At 66.3% G+C, this 15,878-nt stretch carries 12 protein-coding genes and 4 tRNA genes; all 16 read right to left on the reverse strand.

Annotated features, from left to right (window positions below; genetic code table 11):
* Window positions 1–18 precede the first annotated feature (18 nt).
* The gene (rpsG, locus tag Q673_RS35390) at window positions 19–489 is read right to left on the reverse strand and encodes a 30S ribosomal protein S7 (protein ID WP_023007554.1); all 471 of its coding nucleotides are present in this window, start codon (window positions 487–489) and stop codon (window positions 19–21) included.
* Window positions 490–608: 119 nt separating this feature from the next.
* On the reverse strand, window positions 609–983 hold the full coding sequence (gene rpsL, locus Q673_RS35395; RefSeq protein WP_023007555.1) for a 30S ribosomal protein S12: 375 nt from the start codon (window positions 981–983) through the stop codon (window positions 609–611).
* 191 nt (window positions 984–1,174) lie between these two features.
* Window positions 1,175–5,395, reverse strand: coding sequence for a DNA-directed RNA polymerase subunit beta' (gene rpoC, locus Q673_RS35400; RefSeq protein WP_031218883.1), 4,221 nt, complete (start codon window positions 5,393–5,395; stop codon window positions 1,175–1,177).
* An 82-nt stretch (window positions 5,396–5,477) separates the two neighbouring features.
* Window positions 5,478–9,557, reverse strand: a complete 4,080-nt coding sequence (gene rpoB, locus Q673_RS35405) for a DNA-directed RNA polymerase subunit beta (protein WP_031218886.1) — start codon at window positions 9,555–9,557, stop codon at window positions 5,478–5,480.
* Window positions 9,558–9,794: 237 nt separating this feature from the next.
* A complete protein-coding gene (gene rplL, locus Q673_RS35410) occupies window positions 9,795–10,166 on the reverse strand; it encodes a 50S ribosomal protein L7/L12 (RefSeq protein ID WP_023007558.1) in 372 nt (123 codons plus the stop codon).
* A gap of 89 nt (window positions 10,167–10,255) precedes the next feature.
* Window positions 10,256–10,759: a 50S ribosomal protein L10 gene (gene rplJ, locus Q673_RS35415; RefSeq protein ID WP_023007559.1), complete on the reverse strand. Its 504-nt coding sequence runs from the start codon at window positions 10,757–10,759 to the stop codon at window positions 10,256–10,258.
* A 273-nt stretch (window positions 10,760–11,032) separates the two neighbouring features.
* Entirely contained in the window at window positions 11,033–11,725 is a 693-nt protein-coding gene (gene rplA, locus Q673_RS35420) for a 50S ribosomal protein L1 (RefSeq protein ID WP_023007560.1), read from the reverse strand.
* Between the two features lie 2 nt (window positions 11,726–11,727).
* Window positions 11,728–12,159 carry a 50S ribosomal protein L11 gene (gene rplK / locus Q673_RS35425; RefSeq protein ID WP_023007561.1) on the reverse strand — a complete coding sequence of 144 codons (432 nt, stop codon included), beginning with the start codon at window positions 12,157–12,159 and terminating at the stop codon, window positions 11,728–11,730.
* Window positions 12,160–12,248: 89 nt separating this feature from the next.
* A complete protein-coding gene (gene nusG / locus Q673_RS35430) occupies window positions 12,249–12,782 on the reverse strand; it encodes a transcription termination/antitermination protein NusG (protein WP_023007562.1) in 534 nt (177 codons plus the stop codon).
* Between the two features lie 8 nt (window positions 12,783–12,790).
* Window positions 12,791–13,159: a preprotein translocase subunit SecE gene (gene secE / locus Q673_RS35435; protein ID WP_023007563.1), complete on the reverse strand. Its 369-nt coding sequence runs from the start codon at window positions 13,157–13,159 to the stop codon at window positions 12,791–12,793.
* 74 nt (window positions 13,160–13,233) lie between these two features.
* Window positions 13,234–13,309: transfer RNA gene (locus Q673_RS35440), tRNA-Trp, on the reverse strand.
* Window positions 13,310–13,454: 145 nt separating this feature from the next.
* Window positions 13,455–13,529 (reverse strand) — tRNA-Thr (locus tag Q673_RS35445).
* A 23-nt stretch (window positions 13,530–13,552) separates the two neighbouring features.
* Window positions 13,553–13,626 (reverse strand) — tRNA-Gly (locus Q673_RS35450).
* 51 nt (window positions 13,627–13,677) lie between these two features.
* A tRNA-Tyr gene (locus Q673_RS35455) sits at window positions 13,678–13,761 on the reverse strand.
* A 120-nt stretch (window positions 13,762–13,881) separates the two neighbouring features.
* Window positions 13,882–14,721 carry a type III pantothenate kinase gene (locus Q673_RS35460; protein WP_023007564.1) on the reverse strand — a complete coding sequence of 280 codons (840 nt, stop codon included), beginning with the start codon at window positions 14,719–14,721 and terminating at the stop codon, window positions 13,882–13,884.
* Window positions 14,718–15,701, reverse strand: coding sequence for a biotin--[acetyl-CoA-carboxylase] ligase (locus Q673_RS35465; protein WP_023007565.1), 984 nt, complete (start codon window positions 15,699–15,701; stop codon window positions 14,718–14,720). The genes Q673_RS35460 and Q673_RS35465 overlap by 4 nt, the downstream gene beginning before the upstream one ends.
* Between the last annotated feature and the right edge of the window lie 177 nt (window positions 15,702–15,878).

The raw sequence follows: 15,878 nt of genomic DNA on the forward strand, positions 1-15,878 counted from the left end.
GCGCGCTTAGCGGTGCACTTAGAAGCGATAGTGCGAGAAGGCCTTGTTGGCTTCCGCCATGCGATGCACGTCTTCACGCTTCTTGACCGCGGAGCCCTTGCCCTCGGCGGCATCGAGCATCTCGCCGGCCAGGCGCTGCACCATGGTCTTCTCGCCGCGACGACGGGCGGCGTCCACCAGCCAGCGCATGGCCAGGGCCTGACGGCGCGAGGGACGCACCTCGACCGGCACCTGATAGGTCGCGCCGCCGACGCGGCGTGACTTCACCTCGACCATGGGCTGGATGGTCTCCAGCGCCTTGTCGAAGATCTCCAGCGGCTCTTCATTACTGCGCTCGGCAACCCTGTCCAGCGCACCATAGACGATGCGCTCAGCTACGGACTTCTTGCCGCTGATCATCAGGTGGTTCATGAACTTCGCCAGACGCTCGCTTCCGAACTTGGGATCCGGCAGGATCTCGCGCTTGGCCGCAACTCTTCTTCTAGGCATGATAAGCCCTCTGTTGAAGGGTCCTTCAGGTAAACCCGAGACTCCCGCCACCGGCGGCGCCCGACCTTACTCTTATCAGACCGAAATCGATTCGTGATGGATGCGTACGCCGAGGCCGATCAGGCCTTGGGACGCTTGGCGCCGTACTTGGAACGGCCCTGCTTGCGGTTCTGCACGCCGGAGGTATCCAGGGCACCGCGCACGGTGTGGTAACGCACACCCGGAAGGTCCTTGACGCGGCCGCCTCGGATCAGCACCACGGAGTGCTCCTGCAGGTTGTGGCCCTCACCACCGATGTACGAAGAGACCTCGTAGCCGTTGGTCAGGCGCACACGACACACCTTACGCAGGGCCGAGTTCGGCTTCTTCGGGGTGGTGGTGTAGACGCGGGTGCAGACGCCGCGCTTCTGCGGGCAAGACTGCAGCGCCGGCACGTCGCTCTTGCTGACGGGGCGCTTGCGGGGCTTGCGCACCAGCTGGTTGATCGTTGCCATCTATTGCTCCAATGGGTTGCCTTGCGGAGGCGAGGTAGCCGCTCGCCTTCCTGTACTTGCGCTGTACTGCGCTTGCCTCGACAGCGGACTCGGGCGCACCCGCCCCACTGTTAAAGGCTGCGCATTCTACTGGCTGACGCCACGCCGCGTCAAGCCCGGCGCCCCGCGAGGGGCGCCGGGTGTCGGCGGGGTCAGATCTCGTCGTCGTCCGAGTCCAGCGCGGTGAGCTGGGCGCCCAGCTCCTGCTCGACGTCGTAGGCCGACGGCGTGGTCAGGCGCTCGGCGTCCTCGCGCTTGCGGCGACGCTCGGCATGGTGGGTCAGGCCGGTACCGGCCGGGATCAGGCGTCCCACCACCACGTTCTCCTTCAGGCCGCGCAGGTAGTCGCGCTTGCCGGTCACCGCCGCCTCGGTCAGAACGCGGGTCGTCTCCTGGAAGGAGGCCGCGGAGATGAACGACTCGGTGGCCAGGCTGGCCTTGGTGATGCCCAGCAGCACGCGCTGGTACTTGGCCGGGAAGCGCTCCTCCTTCTCGAGGCGGGCGTTCTGCTCCAGCACCCGCACCAGCTCCACCTGGTCGCCAGGGATGAAGTCGGAGTCGCCGGCATCGGTGATCTCCACCTTGCGCAGCATCTGACGCACGATCACCTCGATGTGCTTGTCGTTGATGCCCACGCCCTGGAGGCGGTAGACCTCCTGGATCTCGGCGGTGATGTACTTGGCCAGCTCCGCGACGCCCAGCAGGCGCAGGATGTCGTGGGGGTTGCTGGGACCGTCGGAGATCACCTCGCCCTTCTCGACGCTCTCGCCCTCGAACACCGCGATCTGGCGCCACTTGGGGATCAGCATCTCGAAGGGATCGCCGCCACCCTCGGGGGTGATGGTCAGGCGACGCTTGCCCTTGGTCTCCTTGCCGAAGCTGATCACGCCGCTGATCTCGGCGAGGATCGACGGCTCCTTCGGCTTGCGCGCCTCGAACAGGTCGGCGACGCGGGGCAGACCCCCGGTGATGTCCTTGTTGCCGGACGCCTCCACCGGGATACGCGCGACGATCTCGCCGACGCCGATCCGGGCGCCGTTGTCGGCGGTGACGATCGCCTTGCCGGGCAGCAGGTACTGCACCGGGGTGTCGGAACCGCTGACGGTCACCGGCTGGCCGGCCTCGTCGGCGAGCAGGATCATCGGGCGCTTGTCGCGGCCGGCCATGGGGCGTGCCGCCGCCTCGATCACCTCGATGGAGGAGAGGCCGGTCATCTCGTCCACGCTGCGGTGGATGGTGACGCCCTCGTCCATGTCGGCGTACTGCACGGTACCCTCGGCCTCGGCGACGATGGGGTGAGTGTGCGGATCCCACTTGGCCACCGCCTGGCCGGCCTCGACGCTGTCGCCGTCGCGCACGGAGAGCTCGGCGCCGTAGGGCAGCTTGTAGTACTCGCGCTCACGGCCATGCTCGTCGGCAACGGCCAGGGCGCTGGAGCGGGAGACCACCACCAGCTTGCCGTCGTCACGCTCCACGTACTTGATGTTGTGCAGGCGCACCTTGCCGCCGTGCTTGACCTGGACGCTGTCCACCGCGGAGGCCCGCGAGGCGGCCCCGCCGATGTGGAAGGTACGCATGGTCAGCTGGGTGCCCGGCTCGCCGATCGACTGGGCGGCGATGACACCCACCGACTCGCCGATGTTGACCTGGTGACCACGCGCCAGGTCGCGGCCGTAGCACGCGGAGCAGACGCCGTGGGAGGTGGCGCAGGCGATCGGGCTGCGCACCACGATCTCGTCGACGCCCATGGTGTCGAGGTCGGCGCACCACTTCTCGTCGAGCAGGGTGCCGCGCGGGATCAGCACCTCCTCGGCGCTCGGGTCGACCACGTCCTGGGCCACCACGCGACCCAGCACGCGCTGGGCCAGGGAGACGATAATGTCGCCACCCTCGATCACCGGGTGCAGGGTGAGCCCCTCCTCGGTGCCGCAGTCGGACTCGGTGATCACCATGTCCTGGGCCACGTCCACCAGGCGGCGGGTCAGGTAACCGGAGTTGGCGGTCTTGAGTGCCGTGTCCGCCAGGCCCTTCCGCGCGCCGTGGGTGGAGATGAAGTACTGGAGGACGTTGAGGCCCTCACGGAAGTTGGCGACGATCGGGGTCTCGATGATCGAGCCATCCGGCTTGGCCATCAGGCCGCGCATGCCCGCCAGCTGGCGGATCTGGGCCGCGCTACCCCGGGCGCCGGAGTCGGCCATGATGAACACGCTGTTGAAGGAGTCCTGCTCGACCTCCTGGCCCTCGCGGTTGACCACGGTCTCCTTGGAGATGCCCGCCATCATCGCCTTGGCCACCTTGTCGTTGGCCTTGGACCAGATGTCGATCACCTTGTTGTACTTCTCGCCGGCGGTGACCAGGCCCGAGGAGAACTGGTCCTCGATCTCCTTCACCTCCTCCTCGGCGGCCTCGACGATCTCGGCCTTGGCGTCCGGGATGACGAAGTCATTGACGCCGATGGAGGCACCGGACCAGGTGGCCAGGCGGAAGCCGGTGTACATCAGCTGGTCGGCGAAGATCACCGTCGGCTTGAGGCCGGCGCGGCGATACACCTCGTTGAGCAGCCCGGAGATGGCCTTCTTCTTCATCGGCTGGTCGACCAGCTCGAAGGGCACGCCCTCGGGCAGGATGCGGAACAGCAGTGCACGCCCCACGGTGGTGTCGCGCAGCACGCGCTGGTGGCTCTTCTCGCCGCTCTCCTCGTCGATCAGCGTCTCGTCGAGGCGCACCTTGACCCGGGCGTGCAGGGAGACGCTCTGGGTGCCGAAGGCGCGCTCCACCTCGTTGAGGTCGGAGAACACCATGCCCTCGCCCTTGGCGTTGATCTTCTCGCGGGTCATGTAGTACAGACCCAGCACCACGTCCTGGGAGGGCACGATGATCGGCTCGCCGTTGGCCGGCGACAGCACGTTGTTGGTGGCCATCATCAGCGCCCGCGCCTCGAGCTGGGCTTCCAGGGTCAGCGGCACGTGCACCGCCATCTGGTCACCGTCGAAGTCGGCGTTGTAGGCGGCACACACCAGCGGATGCAGCTGGATCGCCTTGCCCTCGATCAGCAGCGGCTCGAAGGCCTGGATGCCGAGGCGGTGCAGGGTCGGGGCGCGGTTGAGCAGCACCGGGTGCTCGCGGATGACGTCGGCGAGGATGTCCCACACCTCGGGCAGCTCGCGTTCGACCATCTTCTTGGCGGCCTTGATGGTGGACGCCTGCCCCTGGGCCTGCAGCTTGGAGTAGATGAACGGCTTGAACAGCTCCAACGCCATCTTCTTGGGCAGGCCGCACTGGTGCAGGCGCAGGGTCGGGCCGACGGTGATCACCGAACGGCCGGAGTAGTCGACGCGCTTGCCCAGCAGGTTCTGGCGGAAGCGGCCCTGCTTGCCCTTGATCATGTCGGCCAGCGACTTCAGCGGGCGCTTGTTGGAGCCGGTGATGGCCCGGCCGCGACGACCGTTGTCCAGCAGGGCGTCCACCGCCTCCTGCAGCATGCGCTTCTCGTTGCGCACGATGATATCCGGTGCATTGAGGTCGAGCAGCCGCTTGAGGCGGTTGTTGCGGTTGATCACGCGACGATAGAGGTCGTTGAGGTCGGAGGTCGCGAAGCGGCCACCGTCCAGCGGCACCAGCGGACGCAGGTCCGGCGGCAGCACCGGCAGCACCTCCATGACCATCCACGCCGGGTCGTTGCCGGAGTTGGCGAAGGCCTCCAGCAGCTTGAGCCGCTTGGAGAGCTTCTTGATCTTGGTCTCGGAGTTGGTCTGGGGGATCTCCTCGCGCAGGCGCTCGATCTCCTCGACCATGTCGATGTCCTTGAGCAGCGCCTGCACCGCCTCGGCGCCCATGCGCGCGTCGAAGTCGTCGCCGAACTCCTCGAGGGCCTCGAAGTACTGCTCGTCGTTGAGCAGCTGGCCGCGCTCCAGGGTGGTCATGCCCGGGTCGATGACCACGAAGCTCTCGAAGTAGAGCACGCGCTCGATGTCGCGCAGGGTCATGTCCAGGAACATGCCGATGCGCGACGGCAGCGACTTCAGGAACCAGATGTGGGCGACGGGGCTTGCCAGCTCGATATGGGCCATGCGCTCACGGCGCACGGCGGCCTTGGTGACCTCGACGCCGCACTTCTCGCAGATGATGCCGCGGTGCTTCATGCGCTTGTACTTGCCGCACAGGCACTCGTAGTCCTTCACCGGGCCGAAGATCTTGGCACAGAACAGGCCGTCGCGCTCCGGCTTGAAGGTACGGTAGTTGATGGTCTCCGGCTTCTTGACCTCGCCGTAGGACCAGGAGCGGATCATGTCCGGGGACGCCAGGGTAATCTTGATCGCGTCGAACTCGTCGGACTGAGACTGCGATTTGAGGACTTTCACCAAATCTTTCATGGGGTCGGCTCCGCTGCGGAGTTGTCATGGGCGGGGGCGCATGCACCCCCGCGGACCGTCATAGTGTGAAGCGTCGGCCGCCTCAGCTCTCGAGCTCGATGTCGATGCCCAGCGAGCGGATCTCCTTCACCAGCACGTTGAAGGACTCCGGCATGCCCGCCTGCATGGTGTGGTCGCCATCCACGATGTTCTTGTACATCTTGGTGCGGCCCTCCACGTCGTCGGACTTGACGGTGAGCATCTCCTGCAGGGTGTAGGCGGCGCCGTACGCCTCCAGGGCCCACACCTCCATCTCACCGAAGCGCTGACCACCGAACTGCGCCTTGCCGCCCAGCGGCTGCTGGGTGACCAGCGAGTAGGAGCCGGTGGAGCGCGCGTGCATCTTGTCGTCCACCAGGTGGTTGAGCTTGAGCATGTACATGTAGCCGACGGTCACCGGACGGTCGAAGGCGTCGCCGGTACGGCCGTCGTAGAGCGTCATCTGGCCGGAATCCGGCAGCTCGGCCAGGCGCAGCAGGTGCTTGATCTCGTGCTCGTTGGCGCCGTCAAAGACCGGGGTGGACATCGGCACGCCCGCCTTGAGGTTCTTGGCCAGGGCGATCACCTCGTCGTCGGAGAGCGTCTCGAGCGCCTCGACCTTGGTGCCCGGGGTGGTGTTGTAGACCTGTCCCAGGAAGTCGCGGATCTCGGCGACCTGCTGCTCGCGGGCGTCGCGCAGCAGGTGCTCGATCCGGCGGCCCAGCCCCCAGGCGGCGAGGCCCAGGTGGGTCTCGAGAATCTGCCCCACGTTCATGCGCGACGGCACGCCCAGCGGGTTCAGCACCACGTCCACCGGCTCGCCCTGGTCGTCGAAGGGCATGTCCTCGATGGGCATGATAGCCGAGATGACACCCTTGTTACCGTGACGGCCGGCCATCTTGTCGCCCGGCTGCAGGCGACGCTTCACCGCCATGTAGACCTTGACGATCTTGAGCACGCCCGGCGCCAGGTCGTCGCCCTGGGTGAGCTTGCGCTTCTTGTCCTCGAAGCGCTCGTCCATCTCCTTGCGACGGTTCTCGAGCTGCTCGTCGGCCTGGGCCAGCAGCTCGTTGAGCGCCTCGTCCTGCAGGCGCAGCTTGAACCACTGCTGACGCGGCAGCTCGTCGAGGTAGCTGTCGGTGAGGACGTCGCCCTTCTTCAGCTTCGGCCCACCGTTGACGGCCTGGCCGGAGAGGGTGCGCTTGAGGCGCTCGAAGGTGGCGTCCTCGGCGATGCGGTAGGTCTCCTGGAGGTCCTTGCGCACCTCGTCGAGCTGCATCTGCTCGATGGAGAGCGCACGGGAGTCCTTCTCCACGCCGTCGCGGGTGAACACCTGGACGTCGATGACGGTGCCCTTCATGCCGGTGGGGGCACGCAGGGAGGTGTCCTTCACGTCGGACGCCTTCTCGCCGAAGATGGCGCGCAGCAGCTTCTCCTCCGGGGTCAGCTGGGTCTCGCCCTTGGGCGTGACCTTGCCGACCAGGATGTCGCCCGGGCCGACCTCGGCGCCGATGTAGACCACGCCCGCCTCGTCCAGCTTGGCCAGCGCCGACTCGCCCACGTTGGGGATGTCGGAGGTGATCTCCTCCGGCCCCAGCTTGGTGTCGCGGGAGACGCAGGTCAGCTCCTGGATGTGGATGGTGGTGAAACGGTCCTCCTGGACCACCCGCTCGGAGAGCAGGATGGAGTCCTCGAAGTTGTAGCCGTTCCAGGGCATGAAGGCGATGCGCATGTTCTGGCCCAGGGCCAGGTCGCCCATGTCCACGGAGGGACCGTCGGCGAGGATGTCGCCGCGCGCCACGCCGTCACCCGGGCGCACGATGGGGCGCTGGTTCTGGCAGGTGTTCTGGTTGGAGCGCACGTACTTGGTGAGGTTGTAGATATCGACGCCGGCCTCGCCGCCGATGATCTCGTCCTCGTTGACACGCACCACGATGCGCTTGGCATCCACCGAGTCGATCACGCCGCCACGCCGCGCCACGGCGCAGACGCCGGAGTCACGGGCCACGAAGCGCTCCATGCCGGTGCCGACCAGCGGCTTGTCGGCACGCAGGGTGGGCACCGCCTGACGCTGCATGTTGGCGCCCATCAGGGCGCGGTTGGCGTCATCGTGTTCCAGGAAGGGGATCAGCGCGGCCGCCACGGAGACCACCTGGCGCGGCGAGACGTCCATCAGGGTCACCTGCTCGGGACGCATGAAGGTGGTCTCGCCCTTGTGGCGCACCTGGACCAGGTCGTCCACCAGCTTGCCGCCCTCGTCCACGGTCGCCGAGGCCTGGGCGATGACGAAGTCACCCTCCTCGATCGCCGAGAGGTGGACCACGTCGTCGGTCACCTGGCTGTCCACCACCTTGCGGTACGGCGTCTCGAGGAAACCGTAGCTGTTGGTGTGGCTGTAGGTGGCCAGCGAGTTGATCAGGCCGATGTTGGGACCTTCCGGCGTCTCGATCGGGCACAGGCGGCCGTAGTGGGTGGCGTGGACGTCACGCACCTCGAAGCCGGCCCGCTCGCGGGTCAGGCCGCCCGGGCCGAGCGCGGAGACGCGGCGCTTGTGGGTGACCTCGGAGAGCGGGTTGTTCTGGTCCATGAACTGCGAGAGCTGGCTCGACCCGAAGAACTCCTTGACCGCCGCGGCGACGGGCTTGGCGTTGATCAGGTCCTGGGGCATCAGCCCCTCGCTCTCGGCCATGGAGAGGCGCTCCTTGACCGCGCGCTCGACGCGCACCAGGCCCACGCGGAACTGGTTCTCGGCCATCTCGCCGACGCAGCGGATGCGGCGGTTGCCCAGGTGGTCGATGTCGTCCACCTCGCCGAAGCCGTTACGGATGTAGATCAGCTCCTTGAGCACGTCGAGGATGTCACGACGGTCGAGCACGCCGGAGCCGGTGTCGCTGTCGCGACGCAGGCGACGGTTGAACTTCATGCGACCGACGCCGGAGAGGTCGTAGCGGTCTTCGCTGAAGAACAGGTTGTTGAACAGGGTCTCGGCGGCCTCCTTGGTGGGCGGCTCGCCGGGACGCATCATGCGGTAGATCTCCACCAGCGCCTCGAGCTGGGACCCGGTGGTGTCCAGCTTGAGGGTGTCGGAGATGAAGGGACCGCAATCCAGGTCGTTGGTGTAGAGGGTCTCCAGGCGGGTGATGCCGGCCTGGCCCAGCTTCTCCAGCAGCTCCGGGGTGATCTCGGTGTTGCAGGGGCAGAGCAGCTCGCCGGTGTTGGGGTCGACCTGGTCCTTGGCCAGCGTCTTGCCGAAGAGGTACTCCATCGGCACCTCGAGACGCTCCAGGCCGGCCTTCTCCAGCTGGCGGATATGCTTCTGGGTGATGCGGCGCCCCTCCTCGACGATCACGCCGCCATCGGCGTCCTTGATGTCGAAGGTGGCGGTCTCGCCGCGCAGGCGCGACGGCACCAGCTCCCAGTAGAAGCCATTCTTCTCGATATGGAAGCTGCTGGTCTCGAAGAACTCCTCGAGGATCTCCTCGGCGCTCATGCCCAGGGCGCGCAGCAGCACCGTGGCCGGCAGCTTGCGGCGACGGTCGATGCGCACGAAGACGTTGTCCTTGGGGTCGAACTCGAAGTCGAGCCAGGAGCCGCGGTAGGGGATCACCCGCGCGGAGTAGAGCAGCTTGCCGGAGGAGTGGCTCTTGCCCTTGTCATGGTCGAAGAACACGCCGGGGGAGCGGTGCAGCTGGGAGACGATGACGCGCTCGGTACCGTTCACCACGAAGGTACCGTTCTCGGTCATCAGGGGGATCTCCCCCATATAGACTTCCTGCTCCTTGATGTCCTTGATCGCCTTGTTGGACGACTCCTTGTCGTAGATGATCAGGCGGACCTTGACGCGCAGGGGAGCCGAGTAGGTGACGCCGCGCAGCTGGCACTCCTTGACGTCGAACGCCGGGGTGCCGAAGCGGTAGCTGACGTACTCCAGGGCGGCATTGCCGGAGAAGCTCTCGATCGGGAATACCGACCGGAAGGCGGCATGGAGGCCGACCTCGAGACGCTCCTCGGGCGCACGGTCCTGCTGGAGGAAGTCGTAGTAGGAATCAAGCTGGATCGCCAGCAGGTAGGGCACATCCATCACTTGGGGCAGTTTGCCGAAATCCTTGCGGATGCGTTTTTTCTCAGTGTATGAGTAAGCCATCTGTATTCCCCAGCTTGTTCACCATGGGTGACCGATGCGTGGTCGGCGCCACCCGACGGGGTGCGGCTCCGTCAGGCGATGAAGGCAAGCGCCACGGAGGGTCGCTCGCCTTCTGGAATTCGGCTGGCCGGTCTGCCTGGGGCAGCGGCCAGTGACAACAGAAAAAGGCCGGCAGCGGGTGTCCCGCCACCAGCCGTGGAAGCTTACGCAGCGCGTGAAGCCATGTCGCTCAAGGACTTACTTGAGCTCCACGCCCGCGCCGGCTTCTTCCAGCTTGGCCTTGGCCGCTTCTGCATCTTCCTTGGACATGCCTTCCTTGATGGTCGCCGGCGCGCCGTCGACGGCACCCTTGGCTTCCTTCAGGCCGAGGCCGGTGATCTCGCGAACCACCTTGATCACGTTGACCTTCTTGTCGCCGGCGCTGGTCAGCACCAGGTCGAACTCGGTCTGCTCCTCGGCGGCGGCGGCTTCACCACCACCCGGGCCGGCCACGACGGCGGCGGCGGCAGAGACGCCGAACTTCTCTTCCATGGCCTCGATCAGCTCGACCACTTCCATCACGGACATGTCGGCGACGGCGTTGATGATGTCTTCTTTGGTCAGTGCCATTGTCACGTTTCCTAACTTTGCGGGAGCGACGCTCGGGCGTCGACTCGGGATTCAGTATTCGATTCGAGCTAGCGCGGGGAGTTCGCCGTTCAGGCGGCCTCCTCCTGCTTCTGGTCGCGCAGGGCGGCCAGGGTACGAACCAGCTTGCCGGCGGATGCCTCCTTCATGACGGACATCAGCTTGGCGATGGCCTCGTCGTAGGTCGGCAGGGTCGCCAGGCGGTCCAGGTCGGCGGCCGGGATCAGCTCGCCCTCGTAGGCCAGCGCCTTGACCTCGAAGTTCTTCTCCTCCTTGGCAAACTCCTTGAACAGGCGGGCGGCGGCGCCCGGGTGCTCGTAGGAGAAGGCCAGCAGAGTCGGACCCGAGAAGGTCTCGTCCAGGATCTCCCAGGGAGTTCCGGACAGGGCGCGGCGTGCCAGGGTGTTGCGGACAACACGCAGCTGGACGCCATTCTCGCGGGCCTGCTTGCGCAGGTCGGTCATCTTGCTGACCGGGACGCCACGAGAATCGGCAACTACGACGGAGAGCGCATCCTTGGCCGCTTCACTGACCTCGGCAACAATCGCCTTCTTGCCTTCGAGTGCTAGTGGCACAGTGATCACTCCTTCGTGCCGGAACCTCGCGATGAGGGTTCCGGTGGTTACCATCTCTCCCGCCCGCCCGAGGGCGTGGGCGGGAGTCCTGGGTGATGGTGCTCACCAGAAGCCTGGCGGCAACACCATCTGCGCAGGCCACCCCGTGCGGGGCGATTAAGCCGCCTCAGCGAAACGAGGCGGCACCTGCGGTCTTTGACGGTGCCCCGCCGGCGAGACCTGCTCGACACGGGGACCGCAAAGTTCTTGCTGTATGTTCGACCGCTCGCCCGATCACACCAGGGCGGAATGGTCGATGGTCAAGCCCGGGCCCATGGTGCTGGACAGGGTGACCTTCTTGAAGTAGATGCCCTTGGAAGTACTCGGCTTGAGCTTCTTCAGGTCGGCGACCAGCGCCTCCAGGTTGCCCTGGATGGCGGCCGCGTCGAAGTCGACCTTGCCAAGGGTGGTATGGATGATGCCGTTCTTGTCGGTACGGAAACGCACCTGGCCCGCCTTGGCGTTCTTCACCGCGGTGGCGACGTCCGGGGTCACGGTGCCGACCTTGGGGTTCGGCATCAGGCCGCGCGGGCCGAGGATCTGACCCAGCTGGCCGACGACGCGCATGGCGTCCGGCGAGGCGATCACCACGTCGAAGTCGAGCTGACCCTTCTTGACCTGCTCGGCCAGGTCATCCATGCCGACGATGTCGGCACCGGCGTCTTTGGCGGCGTCGGCGTTGGCACCCTGGGTGAAGACCGCCACGCGGACGTCCTTGCCGGTACCGTTGGGCATCACGGTCGCGCCGCGGACCACCTGGTCGGACTTGCGCGGGTCGACGCCGAGGTTGATGGCGACGTCCAGGGACTCCTTGAACTTGACGGTGGAGAGCTCGGCCAGCAGGGCCACCGCCTCCTCGAGGGAGTAGACCTTGGTGGGGTCGACCTTCTCGCGAATCATCTGTGCGCGCTTGGACAGCTTGGCCATGATCAGAGACCCTCCACGTTCAGGCCCATGCTGCGGGCACTACCGGCAATGGTGCGCACCGCGGCGTCGAGATCGGCAGCCGTGAGGTCCGGCTCCTTGGTCTTGGCGATCTCCTCGAGCTGCTCGCGGGTCACGGTACCGACCTTCTTCTTGTTCGGCTCACCGGAGCCGGACTTGATGCCAGCGGCTTTCTTCAGCAGGACCGCGGCGGGCGGGGTCTTGGTGACGAAGGTGAAGCTGCGGTCGGAGTAGACGGTGATCACCACCGGAGTGGGCAGACCCGGCTCGATGTCCTGGGTCTCGGCGTTGAACGCCTTGCAGAACTCCATGATGTTCACGCCGTGCTGACCCAGCGCGGGGCCCACGGGGGGGCTCGGGTTGGCCTTACCAGCTGCCACCTGCAGCTTGATGTAAGCCTGTACTTTCTTGGCCATGTGTAGACTCCAGTTGGGTAGTAGCGCCTTTCGGCTCCCCGGTGATGCGACCGAGCGGCGGCCGCGATGTCAGCGCCTGGCGGAGCGGATCACTCCTTCTCCACCTGCGCGAATTCCAATTCGACGGGGGTCGAGCGCCCGAAGATCAGCACGCTGACCTGCAGGCGGCTCTTGTCGTAGTTGACCTCTTCGACCACGCCATTGAAGTCGGCGAAGGGGCCATCGATGACGCGCACGGACTGGCCCGGCTCGAACAGCGTCTTGGGACGCGGCTTATCGGTGCCGTCCTGCACCCGACGCAGGATGGCGTCGGCCTCCTTCTGGGTGATGGGCGCCGGCTTCTCCTTGGTCCCGCCGATGAACCCCATGACGCGCGGGGTCTCGTTGACCAGGTGCCAGGTCTCGTCGTCCATCTCCATCTCGACCAGCACGTAGCCGGGATAGAACTTGCGCTCGCTCTTGCGGCGCTTGCCGTCACGCATCTCGACAACTTCCTCGGTCGGCACCAGGATCTCGCCGAAGCGATCCTCCATGCCGAACATCTTCACGCGCTCCTTGAGGGAGCGCATGACATGCTTCTCGAAGCCGGAGTAGGCGTGAACGACGTACCAACGCTTGGACATGAGGGCTCCTAACCGATAACGCCGGACATCGCCCAGCCAAGAAGGGTGTCGATCAGCCACAGCATCAGGCCGACCACCAGCACGGCGACCAACACGATGGCGGTGGTCTGCACGGTCTCGGGGCGGGTCGGCCACACCACGCGCTGGATCTCTTTCTTGGCGGCGCGAGCAAGCTCGGTCAGGCTGCGCCCCTTGGCGGTGGTCAGCGCCACCAGGGCGGCCACGACCGAGAGCGCCACCACGCCCAGCACGCGGTAGAGCAGTGCCTGGTCGGCAAAATAGGTGTTGCCGACCACCGCCAGCACCACCAGAGTGACGACAACCGCCCACTTGAGTCCGTCGTGGCGCGACTCTTGCACCTCGGCGCTTTGTTTCATGACAACGAGACTCCTCAGGGTGCGGCAATCGAAACGTGAAATCTTTCAGGGAAGCATGCCAGCCTGGGGAAGACTGGCAGGCCAGGAGGGAATCGAACCCCCAACCTGCGGTTTTGGAGACCGCTGCTCTGCCAATTGAGCTACTGGCCTGTATCTGCATGACACCACCCTTTGCAGGCGGCTTGCTACAGCGGGCGCCATGATAGCGAAAGCCGTTTCGCCTGGCAACCCCTCCTCCGCGGCATGTCTGCCAGGGAGAAAGAGAAAAGGCGAGCCGTGGCTCGCCTTTTCGATGTGGAGCTCATGGACGGATTTGAACCGTCGACCTCACCCTTACCAAGGGTGTGCTCTACCCCTGAGCTACATGAGCGCAACCTTTACATCCGCAGATGCTGGAGCGGGCAGCGGGAATCGAACCCGCACCATCAGCTTGGAAGGCTGAGGTTCTACCATTGAACTATGCCCGCCTACCCACTCTGTGCGATCCCAATGACGTCGCCATCACCGTGATCCGATTCTGGTGGAGGGGGAAGGATTCGAACCTTCGAAGCTTTCGCGGCAGATTTACAGTCTGCTCCCTTTGGCCACTCGGGAACCCCTCCAACTGGCGGTATATCTTATCACCGCAGGCCCCGATGTCAAGTTGCTGTTTTATCAGCTTCTTCAACCGGCGACGCAACACGCCTGGTGCCGCCCTTCGCCTCGGAACGCGGCGCATTGTGTCAAAGCAGCATGGAAAACGCAAGCCCCGCGCGGATCTTTTCCAGCCCCACCGGTGCCGGCACCCACGGCGCACCGGCCATGCGCCCCGCCCGCTCCGCGGCGGTGAGCGGGAAGCAAGCCTCGAGCCCGCCGTAGACCATGTCGGGCCACACCGCGTGGGGCACCTGAAGACCGCGGGAGACGATCCTGGCATCGCCGCCGGTGACCAGCAGCGGCAGCGCTACTCCCTCGCTGTCGCACACCTCCGCATAGACCCGGTTGATGGCGCTGACCGCCGCCATGTAGATGCCGTGGTTCACCGCCTCCACCGTGCGCCGCCCCGGCACCAGCAACTCCTCCGCCTCGCTGTCCGGGTCGATCGCCACGTTGCGGGTACCGAGCTTGAGGCTCTCCTTCATCAGCCGCAGGCCGGGCAGGATGTAGCCGCCCAGGTGGCGGCCGCCGGGGAGCACGAAATCGATGGTGATGGCACTGCCGCAGTCCACCGCGCAGCACCCCCCGGCCAGCTGGTAGCCGGCCAGGGCGCCCAGCCAGCGGTCGACGCCGAGACGCTCGGGCTCCTCGTAGCCGTTGGTCACGCCCAGCGCCTCCGGGGTCGAGCGCGCCACGTGCACGCTGCCCACCCGCTGACGCAGCAGGGCGACGGTCTCGTCTAGCACCGCACGGCGTGCCACGCTGGAGATGCGCACCGCCTCCACCACGTCCAGGTCGGGGATATCCGCGCCCGGGCGCCACTCCTCGCGGGTCCACACCGCACCCCGGGAGCGGATCTCGCTGCTGTCGGCATCCTTCAGGCGCCACTTCGAGAGGGTATTGCCGATATCAAGGTCAAGAATCATGGTCGCACGCGCACGCTGATCTCCCCTCCCGCCAGGGCATGCCGGTGCCCCGACCGGCTGACCACCAGGTTGCCCGACGCATCGACGCCCTCGGCCGTCGCCACCTCGCGGCCCTGGCCGTTGAGGATATCCACCTCGCGGCCGGCGAAGGCGTGGCGCGCGTTCCAGGCGTCACGCCAGGGGGCGAAGCCCTCACGCTCGAAGCCGGCGACCAGCGGCAGCAGCGCCTCGAGCAGGTCCACCGCCAGCAGATTGCGCGAGATGCCCGGTACCTGGTCCTCCACGGCGGCGACCGGCTGGTCCATGGTGCCGCGGAACGCCTCGGGCAGGGAGACGTTGATGCCCATGCCGATCACCACCTCGCAGGGGCCCGAGGCGTCGCCGCTGACCTCCACCAGGATCCCGGCGAGCTTACCGAACCCGCCCTCGGGGGTCTCGAGCAGCACATCGTTGGGCCACTTCAGGCGTGGCCGGGCGCCATGGGCCTCCAGCACCTGTGCCAGGGCCACGCCCACCGCCAGGCTGAGCCCCTCCAGGGCGGCGATGCCGGACTCCACCCGCCAGCCCAGCGAGAGCATCAGGCTGCGTCCCCAGGGGGTGTTCCAGGTCCGTCCGCGGCGACCGCGCCCCGCGCTCTGCTGCTCCACCAGGCACACCTCGCCGTGCCCCGCCCCCTGGGCGAAGCGCTCGCGCAGGAAGGCGTTGGACGAGGGCAGCGTCTCCTCGACGAACAGCCGCGTCAGGTGGGTGCGCGCCTGGCGCGAGAGGCCTGCGACGATGCGCGGGCCATCGAGTAGCTCCAGCGGTTCGGCGAGGCGATACCCCTGCCCCTTCACCGCCTCCATGGCGATGCCCAGCGATTCGAGCTTGTGCAGCTGCTTCCAGACCGCCGCCCGGGACACCCCGAGCTGCTCGCCGAGCTGCTGCCCGGAGTGGAACTCGCCATCGCTCAGCAGGCGGATCAGGTCACCAATGGTCATGCGCATGCCCCTGACGGGAAATGGCACATTCTAGCGGATGGCGCCGCCCCCGGAAATCGCCTCGACCAATTCGTTAGGCGGTCGACGCCCCGGACGAAGGCGTCGCCCCCAGATGCAAAAAACCCCGAGCATCTCACGATGCTCGGGGCTTTTCTGAATAAGTGCCTGACGATGACC

The organism is Halomonas sp. PBN3 (assembly GCF_000475415.1).
Taxonomy (GTDB): Bacteria; Pseudomonadota; Gammaproteobacteria; order Pseudomonadales; family Halomonadaceae; genus Halomonas; species Halomonas shengliensis.